This is a genomic window from Rheinheimera gaetbuli (assembly GCF_054781935.1).
Map to the genome: position 1 here is coordinate 80,321 of NZ_BAAGTL010000028.1, position 14,518 is coordinate 94,838.

15 protein-coding genes are annotated in these 14,518 nt (G+C 42.3%); 4 read left to right on the forward strand and 11 right to left on the reverse strand.

Going from position 1 to position 14,518, the window contains the following annotated elements:
• Window positions 1–141: 141 nt before the first annotated feature.
• Together ACYVIC_RS16755 and ACYVIC_RS16760 are read right to left on the reverse strand one after the other, a co-directional pair.
• Complete coding sequence (locus tag ACYVIC_RS16755; RefSeq protein WP_460861794.1) at window positions 142–1,263, reverse strand: HD domain-containing phosphohydrolase; 1,122 nt, start codon at window positions 1,261–1,263, stop codon at window positions 142–144.
• Between the two features lie 113 nt (window positions 1,264–1,376).
• Window positions 1,377–1,787 (reverse strand): VanZ family protein, encoded by a 411-nt coding sequence (locus ACYVIC_RS16760; RefSeq protein WP_460861796.1) that lies wholly within the window; start codon window positions 1,785–1,787, stop codon window positions 1,377–1,379.
• A 369-nt stretch (window positions 1,788–2,156) separates the two neighbouring features.
• On the opposite strand from ACYVIC_RS16760, the gene ACYVIC_RS16765 reads away from it, so the two are divergent.
• A complete protein-coding gene (locus ACYVIC_RS16765; protein WP_460861798.1) occupies window positions 2,157–2,879 on the forward strand; it encodes a polysaccharide lyase in 723 nt (240 codons plus the stop codon).
• On the opposite strand, the gene ACYVIC_RS16770 is transcribed toward ACYVIC_RS16765, so the two are convergent.
• The 9 genes from ACYVIC_RS16770 to galU form a co-directional block, all read right to left on the reverse strand.
• Entirely contained in the window at window positions 2,876–3,352 is a 477-nt protein-coding gene (locus tag ACYVIC_RS16770) for a glycosyltransferase (RefSeq protein WP_460861799.1), read from the reverse strand. The genes ACYVIC_RS16765 and ACYVIC_RS16770 overlap by 4 nt on opposite strands.
• A complete protein-coding gene (locus ACYVIC_RS16775) occupies window positions 3,349–3,786 on the reverse strand; it encodes a hypothetical protein (RefSeq protein WP_460861801.1) in 438 nt (145 codons plus the stop codon). Before ACYVIC_RS16775 ends, ACYVIC_RS16770 begins: the two co-directional genes overlap by 4 nt.
• Window positions 3,779–4,222 carry a hypothetical protein gene (locus ACYVIC_RS16780; protein ID WP_460861802.1) on the reverse strand — a complete coding sequence of 148 codons (444 nt, stop codon included), beginning with the start codon at window positions 4,220–4,222 and terminating at the stop codon, window positions 3,779–3,781. The genes ACYVIC_RS16775 and ACYVIC_RS16780 overlap by 8 nt, the downstream gene beginning before the upstream one ends.
• Entirely contained in the window at window positions 4,215–5,336 is a 1,122-nt protein-coding gene (locus tag ACYVIC_RS16785) for an MATE family efflux transporter (RefSeq protein ID WP_460861804.1), read from the reverse strand. The genes ACYVIC_RS16780 and ACYVIC_RS16785 overlap by 8 nt, the downstream gene beginning before the upstream one ends.
• A 62-nt stretch (window positions 5,337–5,398) precedes the next feature.
• Complete coding sequence (locus ACYVIC_RS16790) at window positions 5,399–6,682, reverse strand: O-antigen polymerase (protein WP_460861806.1); 1,284 nt, start codon at window positions 6,680–6,682, stop codon at window positions 5,399–5,401.
• Window positions 6,679–7,530, reverse strand: a complete 852-nt coding sequence (locus ACYVIC_RS16795) for a glycosyltransferase family 2 protein (RefSeq protein WP_460861807.1) — start codon at window positions 7,528–7,530, stop codon at window positions 6,679–6,681. Before ACYVIC_RS16795 ends, ACYVIC_RS16790 begins: the two co-directional genes overlap by 4 nt.
• A 1-nt stretch (window position 7,531) precedes the next feature.
• Window positions 7,532–8,509 (reverse strand): NAD-dependent epimerase, encoded by a 978-nt coding sequence (locus ACYVIC_RS16800; RefSeq protein ID WP_460861809.1) that lies wholly within the window; start codon window positions 8,507–8,509, stop codon window positions 7,532–7,534.
• A gap of 4 nt (window positions 8,510–8,513) precedes the next feature.
• Window positions 8,514–9,857 (reverse strand): UDP-glucose dehydrogenase family protein, encoded by a 1,344-nt coding sequence (locus ACYVIC_RS16805; protein ID WP_460861811.1) that lies wholly within the window; start codon window positions 9,855–9,857, stop codon window positions 8,514–8,516.
• Between the two features lie 104 nt (window positions 9,858–9,961).
• A complete protein-coding gene (gene galU / locus ACYVIC_RS16810) occupies window positions 9,962–10,927 on the reverse strand; it encodes a UTP--glucose-1-phosphate uridylyltransferase GalU (RefSeq protein ID WP_460861812.1) in 966 nt (321 codons plus the stop codon).
• Window positions 10,928–11,397: 470 nt separating this feature from the next.
• On the opposite strand from galU, the gene ACYVIC_RS16815 reads away from it, so the two are divergent.
• The 3 genes from ACYVIC_RS16815 (at window position 11,398) to ACYVIC_RS16825 (ending at window position 14,491) form a co-directional block, all read left to right on the forward strand.
• Window positions 11,398–12,003, forward strand: a complete 606-nt coding sequence (locus tag ACYVIC_RS16815) for a transglutaminase-like cysteine peptidase (RefSeq protein WP_460861813.1) — start codon at window positions 11,398–11,400, stop codon at window positions 12,001–12,003.
• Between the two features lie 84 nt (window positions 12,004–12,087).
• A complete protein-coding gene (locus ACYVIC_RS16820) occupies window positions 12,088–14,067 on the forward strand; it encodes a bifunctional diguanylate cyclase/phosphodiesterase (RefSeq protein WP_460861815.1) in 1,980 nt (659 codons plus the stop codon).
• Window positions 14,054–14,491 (forward strand): hypothetical protein, encoded by a 438-nt coding sequence (locus tag ACYVIC_RS16825; protein WP_460861816.1) that lies wholly within the window; start codon window positions 14,054–14,056, stop codon window positions 14,489–14,491. Before ACYVIC_RS16820 ends, ACYVIC_RS16825 begins: the two co-directional genes overlap by 14 nt.
• The last annotated feature ends 27 nt before the right edge of the window (window positions 14,492–14,518 follow it).

The following is a 14,518-nucleotide window of genomic DNA, read 5'->3' on the forward strand; positions in this document are numbered from 1 at the left end:
AGCGAATCACTGTCATCAATAAGAGCAAATGTAACTCAACTGGCATACGCTGTATTACTTTTAGAAGCTAAGTGTCCATTTGAAGATTACGTGCTAATTTAGATATAAATCATATCCCATAATATTTTTACGTTAAATACCCTAGCCAAAACAGCGCTCTTTAAAGCTTTGCTGAATATCAGACACTTCTGCAACGTTATTGCACAGTGCAGTCACACATACCGGATCAAGCGTCACTCCGGCCAGCTCTTGTAATTTGGCAAAGGCGTCGTCGTTACTCCAGGCTTTTTTGTATGGCCGCTCGCTGGTTAACGCGTCAAATACATCGGCTACAGCAACAATTCTGGCTTCTACCGGTATAGCCGCACCGGCCAACCCCATCGGATAGCCGCTGCCGTTCCAGGCTTCATGGTGGTGCAACACTATGTTGCGCAGCATACTGATATAGTTAACGCCATCCAGGCCGTAGTTAATCAGTAATTTGTCAATTAACGCCAGCCCGGCTTCAGAGTGGCCTTTCATCACGTTGTACTCTTCTTCGGTAAGCTTGCCGGGCTTTAGCAATACACTGTCAGGAATGGCCATTTTGCCCAGATCATGCAATGGCGAAAATAAAAACACGTGCTCAACAAAGTGGTCATCCAGGCCAAACTGCTCGGCAGTAGTACGGGCAATTAAGCGTGAATAGCGCGACATGCGCTCTAAATGGTAACCGGTTTCAGGGTCGCGCGAATGGGTAAGGTCCAGCGCCGAGCGCAACGTGGCCAGCAAGGTACGTACGTTAGTCATTTCATTTAGCAGTACCAGGCTTAACAGATGCCCGATAACATCCAGCTCTTGCATGCATTGCTCGGTAAACACATTGCTGGTTTTGGCATTAAAAAACACAAAACCCAGCAAGCTATGGTTCCAAAACAATGGCAGTGTATAACTGGCGCGGTAACCGGCCTTATAAATTTGCACAGCATGGCGGTGTGTACTGTCAAGAAACACGGCTAAGTCGTTTTCAACCCGGGGTTGTTGCTTAATTACCATACTATTTAACGAATAGCAGTCAGCTAACTTGGCCTGGTAGTGGTTAAGCGCACTTTGTTCGCCACTATAAACAAAGGTGCGGACAATATCGGTTGCGTCATCATACAGCGCCAACGCTACCCGCTCTATAAAAGGGTGATGCCGCTGAATTAAGCCGTGTAAGTGCGACAGTTTAACTATCAAGTCTTCGCTGCTGTTAAGTACCGTAAGATGATCGTGGTGCTGCATAAAAGCCCTGTTAGCATTGTGCAAAAACCAAGCATAGGCGATTTTTTAATAACCAAGCGGTAAATTTGTTGTTTAGCAAAGCGGTTACAGTGCGGGGTGCACATAAAGCCGCGCTAGCGACGGCTTAACCTTGTTTTACACACATGCAGTAAACACCAGACGCTAATGGCCATTAGCCAGCCAGCTAAAGACATACCAAAATCAGCCCAGTCTGATTTGCGGTGCGGTGTAAAAGACTGAATAAACTCATCCAGTGCATAACACACAGGAAACACCATAAAAAATATCAGGTTAAACCTGGCAGAACGCTGCGCCACCCGGCATATTATCGCCAGGCTAAACGGCAGCACAGCGCCAACAAAAACATGCAGCACGTTGTCGGTACCGGCCAGTGCCATCGCCAGCGGCGAAATCAGCTTAAAACTGGTAGGGTGTGCATGTAACAACACCAGAGATACAGCAGTAAGTAAAAACATTACGGCTATGCTTTCAAGAAACAACATCAATTTCGATTTAAGTTTCAAGTTAAGCAACTTGCTTCGCCCTCCAACACTGTTCCTACTAAACAAACAACACCCTTACATGAACAACAAAAATTTGCATGGAAAGGACGTTGATCGTGATCGATTATCTGTTTTACTAATTAAAAGTCTTAATCCACGGCATAAAATTTAACGATGGATCTTACACAACTTAATTAGACAACTCTCAGGACTTTTACCGTTCGAAATGGATTTACATAAATAAAGTAAAGTTGACACCAAAAAGAATTTATAGGATGTTGTTACAACTTCAGTTAAGTGCTTGCTAAGTAGTCCTAATTGCTCATAGCTTAATCCTATTTGTTTTATACACTGATTTGCGGCATGTCCAATAAAATTGCGTAATTAAATATGACCTTGTTAAAAAAACACTTAACATTAGCTCTACTTCTCATTTTAACATCATATTCTCAAAAAGCGATTGCAGTAAAAACGTATAGCCCAAGTGAAATACTAAACACCTTAAAAGAAAAATCAAATGTAGAGATAGATGAAAATTCAATAACTGTATATTACCAGCCTAATGACATTGGCTCTGAGAGAGTTATATCGAATTTAAAAACACCTTACAAGACGGAGTCTGGAACTCTTTACTACACAATAAAGTTTTGTGACAACTTTGATTTTGGACGCGGTGGAAAACTACCTGGAATCGGTTCTGAGAAACCAACAACTGGTGGAAATAAACGACAGAAAGATCAGTGGAGCGTTAGATTGATGTTTGGTGGTAGTGGACAATTAATCATATATAAGTACACTCAAAAAAATGGCCAAAAATACGGCGAGTCAACTAAAACAGAATTCACCATGCAAAAAAATAGAGAATACAGAATAGAATTAAGCGTTACATTAAATTTAGAAAGAACCCCCGGAAAAATATTATTGAAAGTAAATGAAAAAAAAATATTAGATGAAACAGGTATTAAATTTCGAGAAATATATAACGATAATTCAAAAATAAGTACAGTATTATTTCAGACCTTCCATGGAGGAAGTGATAAAAGCTGGACCCCAAATCAAAAAGACAAAGAAAATAAAATTTGCGCGAATTTTAGCGAAATTGGATTCAATTAAACAATATAACGAGCTAACTCACTTGCAAGCTTTTTAACACTTTCATTCTCAAAATTGACTACGCGGTTCCTATCAGAAGTTAGACATTTGGATATCAACTCAGATACTTCTTCCTTTGTTCTAGCAACATAAATTCCGTTAGTATTCAGAAACCTTTGCGCTGTTGCAAGTTGATGGTCATTTCTATGCTCTCCTAAAGAGTACTCTCGAGGCACGATCATAGCAGGAATTGCGTTTTCTAAAGCTGTGATTATAGTACCCATTCCAGCATGAGAAATTATCAACGTACTTTTAGAAATAATTAGCTGATATTCTTCAGAAGTCAGATAGTCTTTTATAACTCCAGTACTAGGTCGAAATTCACTGGGGCCAATTTGATATAAGACTTCTACATTAAGATTTTTAACGGCATCGTCAACCATTTTGAGAAGCCTATCAAAAGGAAGTTGAGTACCAACCGTTACAAAAATCATACAACCCTCCCTAAAAACATAACATTATTCGCAATAGCTACATCTTCCCATTGAGAGCAACAAACATTTGATATTCGTCTTGCCAACTTTCCACTTAACGATAACTGTTCCGCATTAGCTATACTATCAACCCAGATCGTATTAATACCAAATAAACGACCACACATTACAGCTAATATCCCAGGTGCTGCGCCTGTAGTAAATATCGTAGTAGGCTTTTCTTTACGCACTATTTTCAAAATTTGAAATAAACATCGCAAAAGTTCAATTTTTTCTTTAAAACTGCAATCTTTAACAATATACATTTTATCTTTAACTTTAAAATCTGAAAGAGTTGAAACATAAACTCGCTCAAAAGAGCCTAATTGTTTGTCTAAAAGTCTCAACTGCACCCAATGTCCCCCACCTGAAGCGACAAACATTACTTTAGTCATTAACATCTCCCTTAACAAAACTTAATGCACTTATTCTTACACCTTCGGCAATACTTACCTTTCCAACAATGACTGAATTTGGAAATACAACGACACCGCTCATAAGTTGAGGATAGGCGCCTTTACTCTTACCAAGAGTTACACCTTGATATAGAGTTACCTGTTTCTCTATAACAACTCCCTTACCGATAACGATGTTAACTGGGTGAGGCAAATACAGACCACCATCAATTTTCAAACCATAACCGACATCAATACCATGCTTAAAAATCAGCATATGTCTAAAAATCAAATATCCAATTTTACCAGAACACTGAGACAACCGGATTAAAAGGCAAGCTTGAGTACCCGGGTTTATGAAAACAGCCTTTACAATAGCAAGAAAACTGGTTGAGCTATATGCTCTAGTAACATCCTGTAAAAACTTATCAATCACTTACTTTACTCCAGAAGCTAACTCTCGAATATAAACAAATTATCGAAAGCAACGTTATCTTCAAATACAAAATAAAACGTATGTTTTCAGGATCTATAAAATTTAAAAAAATCCAGTAAATTAAAAAACCAAACAAATAAACTATAGCTATTCTTATACGATTATAAAAATGCAAGCTAAAAACAAAAGATAGCGTTATGTAGAAATGCAAAAATTGGGAAATAGAGAATAAGAGTAATAAATACGGATCGCCGTCGCTAGTTGCTACAAAACTCACTATTAGCGGGCCTAAAAAGAACGAAAAAACGGCTATAAATAATACTAAACAGAGTAACTTTTTCTCTGAAGAAAGATATAAATTCTTAGCTAAACTGATATCAATAGATTTCAGCCTTGGCATTAATGTAGAAATTAAGGCACCAAAAAAAATTGAAGATAGTTGAGTTCCAATTGCTGCGTTTACTAAGTAGTTTTCTCGCACACTCTCTGAAACATAAAATCTGTCAACATAATTCAAACCACTAGACGCAAAGTCGATAAGAACAAAAAAACCTGCAAAGTAAAATATGCTCTTAAAATCCGATAATGAAACTTTATTATAAAATGAATCTACACAATCAGAGTTGGAGATATTACTTGTTAACCACTTTACATAGAGATAAAGCAAAGGAATACTAAGAAGAAATATAAAAAGATAAAAACGTTCAATACTGAAAAACAGCATGCACAGAACAATAGCTCCACCCCATCTTAAAAGCATCGAAACAGAGTCACCGATCAAATAAAGTTTATATCCACCGCGTAAACGAACAGCAATTCCTAGGTAATAGGACAAACCAGTAGCAATACACACCATTGCTAATGATAGAGAATAGAAAAAGCCATAATCAATTGTTACAAAAATGAAGACAGGGAGAAATACAGCTATACTTACAAATAGAACTAACAATGAGGACTTTTCACTTACATCATTATAAGTCTTGACATAAACATTTTTCTGCCATTGAAAGCATGATGTAATTGCCCATTGACAAGCTGTGTAAGCCAATAAATACTTGCTTAGTTCTTCACCACTGTATGCTCTAGAGAATATGCCGAGAGCTAAAAAAGCCATAAACGGATTCGAAAATCTATTTATGCATAGATAGAAAAATTCAGAAGAGAATTTGTTTTTCATTATTGATTTAACTTCTTTAATAAAAGAACATAAAAACCGGCTATTAAAAAAATAGTTATATACTCTGGCTTTACAAAACCTCTATGGAAAAGATGCATAAACTGAGTTACGTAAATACAGCATATGCACAAAGCACACTTACTCTTTTCAGATGACTTAACTAGATATGCGTAAATAAGACCGAATATAATAAAAATTAGTACTGTGTAGTATGAAAAATCCATAAAGAGGCCACCTACAACTCCAGGTGTCAAGCCTCCATCACCAACTCGCCCGATCTCATCACCGAAGTATTGGGCTGCTGCAATGTTGCTTATCCCAAACAAATTATTGAAATCGGCAAAAAAAAGCGCAGTGCTTGAGAAAACGTTAGTAATACCATAATCTACAATTCTAGAGGTTAATGCTGCGGTCTCATTAAATCCCTGATGAAATGGAAGCAGAATATAAATGTAGAAGCTGTGATTTCCGCCAAAATATATGTCAATCATTTCAGGGCCAGTCATTAGATCTGGGCTATACGCTCTGCGGAGATAAAAACCACCACCTATCATTAAAAAAGAAATTATGAAACCAATAACAGAAACCTTCAACAAGCTTACTTTTTTCAAGGTAGAGCCTTTGTTCAAAGCAACATAAAGAAGTAACATTGCTATAACTGCCAAAAGTCCAGTTGATCTACTACCTATTAAAAAGCTAGGCGCTATACAAATCAGCGAAATTTTAAAAAAATTAATATCTGGTTTCCAGTCCTTCACAAGCATCAGAATTATTGGGATAAAAATTGGTGATCGTATAGCATAACCAATAGAAGTGGGAATTCCGAAGCGTAAGTCCTGATGGACTATAATAAGACCTTTCGTTATATAGATATAACCAGTTAGAATGTAAACAATAGCCAGGTGTCCAAGCATAAATAACTTAAAAAAATGAGACTCTATGTATTTTTCCTTGGATAGAGCATCGGCTTTAGATGAGCAAAACAGTACAACAACGATCAAAAAAGAAGAAATGCAATACCAATACAACCTTATTGTTTCTAGGGAAATATCACCTCTATATTCAGATATATTTAGCAGTCCAACTCCCAAATAGAAAGTAAAAAATACACCGAGGAGCGTATGAATTATATTTTTAAAAAGAAAGACGAATGACAATACAAATAAAACAATCGAGATATACACAGTCGGGTAGCTTTCAGTGTAAGATGCAATTGCAGTAAACATCAAAAACTGAACAATAAAAAACAATTTTGCACTTAATTCTTTTGAAAAAGTATTCATCTGTTAAACTTTTTCCGAATAGAATGAAGTAAGTATGAAGAAAAATACGCTCTAACTTGAAGGTTAGATATCTTAGGCTCATTTTTAAGAAAGTCTTTTAAATATCCCATTAAAAACATATAAGAATTTTTGAATTCCATTTTCAAAAAATACTTTAAAGAACGGAAAAATGCATAAATCAATGTATTACCTCTAAAATACGCTGACTTACCATAATAAGAAAAATCAACTCTTTGACCAACTTCTCTTGCATAAAAAAATACATTTTGAATAGGATAGACCTTCCAATTCATTATCTCAGCTAATGCAACAGAAATCGTATCTGCAGACGGCCCAACTTCATAGCCGGAATCTCTGAAACACTTATACCGCCAAAGTCTGCATGAACCCATTACCCACGATTTAGAATGTATTGATTCTCTATCGGTATCAAGTGCTTTTGCTCTACCACTAGTAATCCCCAAACAAGAATCTTGATCAAAAGCATGTACTAATTCTTTGTAATAATTAGGATTTGGGAAACTATCCGCATCAAGAATACCAATAAAATCTTCTTCATCAAGTTTAAAGTTTTCTTCTACATACTTAAAACCTTCATTCACTATCGCAGAATATTTGCCACCTAGCTGATAGCTTTTTGAAAAATCGTCTCTATTAATAACAATAAACTTTTCTACATTTCTTACGCTTTTTATTTTATCTAGTTTATCTTTACTCCCATCAGTACTGTTGTTTTCGACAACAACCCAGGCAGCGATGGGATATGAATTATTTGATATAGATGTGATGAGCTGATCTATATTTTGCATTTCATCTCTTAAAGGAGTGACCAAGTAAATTTTTTTCATATTACCTTCTGTAAAACTCTTTATACCACTCAACAAACTGCGCTATGCCTTCTGCTAACGCCGTTTTCGGTGTAAAACCACTTACTGCGCTTAAGCTGCTGACATCGGCATAGGTTTGATACACATCGCCATCCTGCATTGGCAGGTATTGCTTTTGGGCGACTTTGCCCAGTGCCTGTTCGATGGTGCTGATAAAACTTTCTAACTTAACCGGCTGATTGTTACCAATATTAAATAACTGATATGGCACTGGCTGTTCAGCACTGGCCGTGGGTATAACATTAGCAACACGCACTATGCCCTCTACAATATCGTCGATATAGGTAAAGTCGCGCATTAAATCGCCGTTGTTAAACACCTTAATTGGCCTGCCCTGGCTAATGGCCTCGGTAAATAACCAGGGGGCCATGTCGGGCCGGCCCCAGGGGCCGTACACGGTAAAAAAGCGCAAACCGGTAGTTGGCAGCTGGTACAAATGGCTGTAGGTGTGCGCCATTAACTCATTGGATTTTTTAGTTGCTGCATACAGCGATATGGGTGTATCAACACTGTCGGTTTCGCTAAATGGCACTTTTTGCTGGTTACCGTAAACCGAGCTGGAGCTGGCGTAAACCAGGTGCTCCACCTTGTTATGGCGGCAGCCTTCTAAAATGGTCACGGTGCCAACCAGGTTAGAGTCGACATAGGCCATCGGGTTTTCAATGCTGTAACGCACACCGGCCTGGGCGCCGAGGTGAATAACACGCTGAAATTGCTCAGTAGCAAACAGCTGTGCCATCGCTTCGCGGTCGGCTAAGTCCAGTTTAATAAAACGAAAATTGGTAAAAGGTGCCAACTGCGCTAAACGGGCGAGCTTTAATGCCGGGTCGTAATAGGTGTTCAGGTTATCAATACCCACTACGTCATGGCCTTGTGCCAGCAAGGCTTTAGCGGTATGCATGCCAATAAAGCCGGCGGCACCTGTTACTAAGTATTTCATCGTATTAGTTAACCTTTTTTACGCTTTCGCCGCGGCCAATGGCGTAGTAAACAAAGCCTTTTTTGCTTAACCGGGCCGGGTCAAACATATTGCGGCCATCAAAAATAACGGCGTTTTTCAGCTGCTGCTTAATCAGGTCAAAATCGGGCGCTCTGAACTGCTGCCACTCGGTACAAATAATTAAGGCGTCGGCATTTTTAAGCGCGGCTTCTTTGGTGCCTACCAGCTCAACATCGTCACGCACGCCAAAGATGCGCTGGGTTTCTTCCATTGCTTCCGGGTCATAGGCTTTAATGGTGGCGCCAGCGGCAATAAGCTCGCTAATCAGGGTGCGGCTGCTGGCTTCACGCATGTCGTCGGTATTAGGTTTAAAGCTTAACCCCCAAAGCGCAAAGGTTTTGCCTGCCAGGTCGGTACCAAAATGCTGTTTAACCAGGCCGGGCAACTTGAATTTTTGCCGGTTGTTTACTTCTTCTACCGCCTGCAAAATTTTTGGCTGGTACTGCTCGCCTTCAGCGGTGCGGATCAGGGCTTGCACGTCTTTAGGGAAGCAGCTGCCACCGTAACCACAGCCCGGGTAAATAAAGTGGTAGCCGATACGTGGGTCAGAACCAATGCCTTTGCGCACGTTTTCAATGTCGGCGCCGAGAATTTCTGCCAGATTGGCCATTTCGTTCATAAAGCTGATTTTGGTCGCCAGCATGCAGTTTGCCGCGTACTTGGTAAGCTCGGCGCTGCGTACATCCATAAACACCATTTTGTCGTGGTTACGGTTAAAAGGCTCGTACAGCTCGCGCATCAGGTCAACCGGCTTGTCGTTGTATGTGCCAACGATAATACGATCCGGGCGCATACAATCGTTTACCGCGGCGCCTTCTTTTAAAAATTCAGGGTTAGACACTACATCAAAATCGACAACTTTATTCAGGCTGGCCAGGGTTTGCTGTACTTTAGCGGTGACCTTGTCGGCGGTGCCAACCGGCACGGTTGATTTGGTAATAATAACTTTAGGCTCGCTCATAAAGCGGGCGATGGTTTCTGCTACGGCCAGTACATATTTTAAATCGGCGCTGCCGTCTTCATCTGGCGGTGTGCCCACAGCAATAAACTGTACCTCACCATGCGCAACGGCGTCTTCGGCGTTGGTGGTAAACTGCAGGCTACCATTGGTGTAGTGCTGCTCTACTAAGGGTGTTAAACCGGGCTCGTAAATAGGAATAACGCCCTTTTTCAGGTTATCTACTTTCTTTTGGTCTACATCGACGCACATTACCTGATGGCCCACTTCGGCTAATACTGCCGCCTGCACCAAGCCTACATAACCAATACCAAATACTGTTACTTTCACGACGCGTCTTCCTTAAAATTGCTATACCAGCATGCCAACGAGGTATTTACCTGCGCTTAGCGGCAAACCCTCATTAGCTGCTTTTCTAAAACCAGGTGGCTATATTACGACTGTGCTACTGCTAACTCCAGCTCAACCTTTTTAAGCGGTTCGCTAATAAGCTTATGCATATGGGCCCGCAGCGGTGCGCCCAGTGTTGGGTGGCGCAAGCCGTATTCCATATTGGCTTGCAATAACCCCAGCTTGGTGCCGCAGTCGTGGCTTTTGCCTACAATACGAAAGGCTTCGAGTTGCTCTAATAAGCGCAGTTGATGCAGGGCATCGGTAAGCTGAATTTCATCACCGGCGCCTGGCGGGGTAAATTCCAGTAAATCCCAGGTGGCGGCAGATAATACATAACGGCCGGTAATGGCGTAGTTGCTTGGCGCGTCTTCTACGGCGGGCTTTTCGACCATATCGTGAATTTTTGCCGTGCAACCTGCACCCAAATCAGTGCCGTTTAAATCTACCACGCCATATTGGTTTACCATGTCGTGTGGCACCGGCTCTACCATGATCTGGCTGACACCGTTTTGGTTAAAGCGCGCTATCATGGCGGCCAGGTTGTCTTTTTTCAGATTGCACTGGTATTGATCAATTAATACGTCTGGCAGCAACACGGCAAAGGGGTTGTCACCCACCACCGGGCGGGCGCATAAAATGGCATGCCCCAGGCCCAGCGCTACCGGCTGACGCACCGATATAATAGTGACATTTTTTGGCACTATGGCACGTACTTCTTCTAATAGCTGCCGTTTTACCCGTTTTTCCAGCGTGGCTTCAAGCTCGAAGCTGGTGTCAAAATGGTTTTCAATGCTGTTTTTAGATGAATGGGTTACCAATACAATTTCAGTAATGCCCGCCGCTACCGCTTCTTGCACCACATATTGGATTAGCGGCCTGTCTACTACCGGTAGCATTTCTTTTGCCATCGCTTTGGTGGCAGGCAACATACGGGTGCCTAAACCTGCTACCGGGATAACCGCTTTAGTAATGCGATTAGGTAAGCCTGCAGATAACGAAGATGACATAGAAGAGTCCTTAAAAGCTAAATATCCAATTAATCAGTGTAAACACATAAAAAACACAACAAATAACACCTTTGCAACAAGTGCAGCAAAAGCAAGATTTCAACATCTTGTTAGCAATGCAGAGGTAAAATAGCAAAACAACGAGGAAATACGTGAAGCGGTAAGGCATTCATCCATGGCACCGGGTACTGCATCCTGTCGAGCGTTGCAATTTTACGTACACAACATAGAATGTCAAAGCTAATTTACCGCTGCTTTGTGACATTTTGCTGACGTTTGTCGGTTGCAAATTGCACAGCGCAGGCGCAACAGCTATAGTCTTGCCATATAAGTGGTTGATTACCAAAGGCTGTTACATATTGCGCATAAGCTGCAGTTTGACGTTACCAAGATTAAATTTTTTTGTTGCGCCTTATTTACCAAGGCGTACATTAACGTTTTTGCTGTTTTTTTGTGCTGCACTGTGCAGTATGGCAGTGTTAACCCGCAGTGAACCCTTTAGCCTTAGCCCGCAGATTTTGCAAACTACGCTGGCTGACTATGGCGAAAATGCATTAAACCGGCTGCAGCTATGGCAACAGCTGATAAATGATGCCCGCGGCAGCAGCGACTGGCAAAAGCTACACAAAGCCAACGACTTTGCTAACCGCCAGGTGGCTTACAAGCTAGACATTGCGCACTGGGGTAAAAGTGATTACTGGGCTACGCCATTGCAAAGCCTGCAAACAGCCGCAGGTGATTGCGAAGACTATGTCATTTTAAAGTACTTTACCCTGCGCGCTATGGGCGTAGACGAAAGCAAGTTGCGGCTGATGTATGTGCGGGCACTGAACTGGGACGAGCCACACATGGTGCTTACCTACACCGAAAAACCCGGCCAGTATCCACTGGTACTGGACAATATTAACCCCACTATTATGCCAGCCAATAAACGCACCGATTTACGGCCGGTATATGCGTTTAATGCCAGCGGTGTCTGGATGGCAAAAGCGCAGGGGTTAGGCGCCAAAGTAGAAAACAGCTCTGGTGTATCACAATGGAAACAGTTGCTTGAACGTATAGAACATGATAAATAGGCAACCAAATATTACAAGGACGTTATAAGCGTGTTTAAGAACGGAATTTCTTTACGGTCGCAGTTTTATGCGCTAATCATCTGTATGACTTTTTTTGCTTTCGCCGCCAGCCTGCTAAACAGCACTTATGCCATGCGCGATTATTTGAACCAACAACTGGCTTCTCATGCCCGCGACGCCGCCCACAATCTGGGCCTGGCCATTAGTGCCAGTGACGCCAACGACCTGGTATTGGTGCACACCCTGGCCAGCAGTTTATTTGACTCTGGTTATTACCAGCAAATCCGCTTTGTTAACAACGAGCAACAAGAGCTGCTTAACCTGCAGCAACAGCAACAAGCTGATGTGCCACTGTGGTTTGTTAATCGCTTTGTGCTTACTGCGCCGCTGATGCAAAGCGACATTGGCGATGGCTGGATAAGCCTGGGGCAGTTGACTGTGCGCTCGCACACCGGCTTGGCTCAGCAAACATTGTGGCAGCAAACTAAAAGCAATGCCCTGTCGTCATTGTTGTTGTTTTTACTGGCTGCCTTGTGCATTCATATTATTTTACGGGCGGTACTGCGCCCACTTAACCTGATCACTGAACAGGCAAAAGCAGTAACCCGCAAAGAGTTTCGGCAGAACAACAGTAGCAGCCATACCCGGGAGTTACGCACGGTGATGTCAGCGTTAGATATTATGGTGCGCAACATAAGCCAGGTATTTAACGAACAAAGCCAACAGGCTGAGCAACTGCTAAAAGAAGCCTATCTTGACCCGCTTACCGGCGTGCCAAACCGGCGAGCCATGCAGCAGCGCTTAGCGGTACTGCGCGATGACGCCAAACAAGCACACAACGACCTGTATGTGGCGATGATCACGTTAAATTCGTTAGCGCAGGTTAATACCGAGCTGGGTTTTGCCAGTGGCGATGACTACGTCAAGCAGGCCGCCACACTGTTACAGCAACTGCATCCGGAGCTTGAAGCCTACCGCGTATCCGGCTCAGAATTTATCTTACTTGGCACCTTGACCCGACAACAAGCTGGCGCTGCAGATCAGCAGCTGCAACAAGCAATGCAAAGCCATGACAGTGCGCGTTATTACAATGGTTTTGCCAGTGCTGTCAGCCTGTTGGTCACACCGAACGAAGCCTTTGATAAAATGATGGCCCGGCTTGACAGTCTGCAAACGCAGGACACGTTGTTTATGCTAAACAGCTGGCATGTCGACGCTAAAACCACTGAAGTAGCAGCTGTGGGCCGTGAGCAATGGCTAACCTTGTTACAACGCCTGTTAAACAGCGGCCAAACCAGCAAGCATATGCAGCTGCTGTTGTTACCGGTAGTAGATAACAACGGCCAGTTATTGTACGCCGAGGCTTTATTGCGCTTTGTGGTAGACCAGCAACAGTTGTCTACGCTGGAAGTGCTGGCCATGGCGCAAAAACTGGGGTTAGCAGATGAACTGGAGCAGCAAATGTTACAGTTTAGTCTGGATAACCTTCAGCAACTGCAGGGCGGCGCTGTGGCGCTGAATATCAGCTCTGCTGTATTGCAAAGCACGTCACTCAGCCAATGGTTGTTGCAGCAGCTTGACCAACTCTCAGCACAGCTGCCACCCATGCTGGTAGAAATTGCAGAAAGCTGCTTATTGCAATTGCCCGAGCAGTGCGTCCGGCTTATCACCGAACTGAAGAAGCGTAACATAAGTGTAGTAATTGAGCGTTTTGGTGCCAATTTAACCTCACTGCGTCATATTCAAAACTTAGACATCGACTATGTTAAACTTGATGCCAGTTTTTCAACCTCTGCGGATCTGGATAACAACCGGTTTATTATCAGCACTTTGACACAAATCTGCCATAGTGTTGGCATAAAAGTGTTAACAACTCACCTTGAAAGTAAAAGTTTCATAAACAAACTTAAGTTATTGAATATAGACGGATTTCAGGGCTTTGCCGTCAATGAAATAACAAATTTTACCCTTTTAAGCAAAAAAGAAGATGTCAGCAAAAACAAAATCCCCTATACTCTTACCCAATTACTTAACCCCAATGGAGATACCTATGATGCTTCGTAAAGCTCTGGTGCTGGGTACCGCGTGCACGATGTTATTGTGCTCAGGCGCAGTATTTGCACAGGAACCTGCACAGTTTGATGCTACTAACTTAACAACACAACTTGCTGCTGCACCACAAAATGCAGGCCAGCTGATTGCTGATGCAATTGCAGCTGCCAACGGTGATAAGTCTGTTATCGACGCTATTTTAGCAGCCGCTGCAGAAGCGGGTGTTGACGCTGATACTATTTTGACAGCTGCTGTTGGCCAGGGTGTTGACCCGACACAAGTTGCTCAGGTTGTGGCTGATACGCAAACTGCTGCTGGCCCAACGTCTATTGCACCTGCTTTTGGTTCAGTGGCACCTGTTTCTCTGCCAGCACCTGGCGCACCGGGCTTCGGTGGCGGCGGTGGTGGTGGTGGCGGTACCGTATCTGGTAACTAAGCAGCATATCACTGTTTAAAAAAGGGC

Coding starts and splice junctions, on each gene's coding strand:
- ACYVIC_RS16755 (WP_460861794.1), bottom strand. CDS start 1,263: ATGCAGCACCACGATCATCTTACGGTACTTAACAGCAGCGAAGACTTG.
- ACYVIC_RS16765 (WP_460861798.1), top strand. CDS start 2,157: ATGACCTTGTTAAAAAAACACTTAACATTAGCTCTACTTCTCATTTTA.
- ACYVIC_RS16770 (WP_460861799.1), bottom strand. CDS start 3,352: ATGATTTTTGTAACGGTTGGTACTCAACTTCCTTTTGATAGGCTTCTC.
- ACYVIC_RS16775 (WP_460861801.1), bottom strand. CDS start 3,786: ATGACTAAAGTAATGTTTGTCGCTTCAGGTGGGGGACATTGGGTGCAG.
- ACYVIC_RS16785 (WP_460861804.1), bottom strand. CDS start 5,336: ATGGCTTTTTTAGCTCTCGGCATATTCTCTAGAGCATACAGTGGTGAA.
- ACYVIC_RS16790 (WP_460861806.1), bottom strand. CDS start 6,682: ATGAATACTTTTTCAAAAGAATTAAGTGCAAAATTGTTTTTTATTGTT.
- ACYVIC_RS16795 (WP_460861807.1), bottom strand. CDS start 7,530: ATGAAAAAAATTTACTTGGTCACTCCTTTAAGAGATGAAATGCAAAAT.
- ACYVIC_RS16800 (WP_460861809.1), bottom strand. CDS start 8,509: ATGAAATACTTAGTAACAGGTGCCGCCGGCTTTATTGGCATGCATACC.
- galU (WP_460861812.1), bottom strand. CDS start 10,927: ATGTCATCTTCGTTATCTGCAGGCTTACCTAATCGCATTACTAAAGCG.
- ACYVIC_RS16815 (WP_460861813.1), top strand. CDS start 11,398: ATGGCAGTGTTAACCCGCAGTGAACCCTTTAGCCTTAGCCCGCAGATT.
- ACYVIC_RS16820 (WP_460861815.1), top strand. CDS start 12,088: ATGACTTTTTTTGCTTTCGCCGCCAGCCTGCTAAACAGCACTTATGCC.
- ACYVIC_RS16825 (WP_460861816.1), top strand. CDS start 14,054: ATGATGCTTCGTAAAGCTCTGGTGCTGGGTACCGCGTGCACGATGTTA.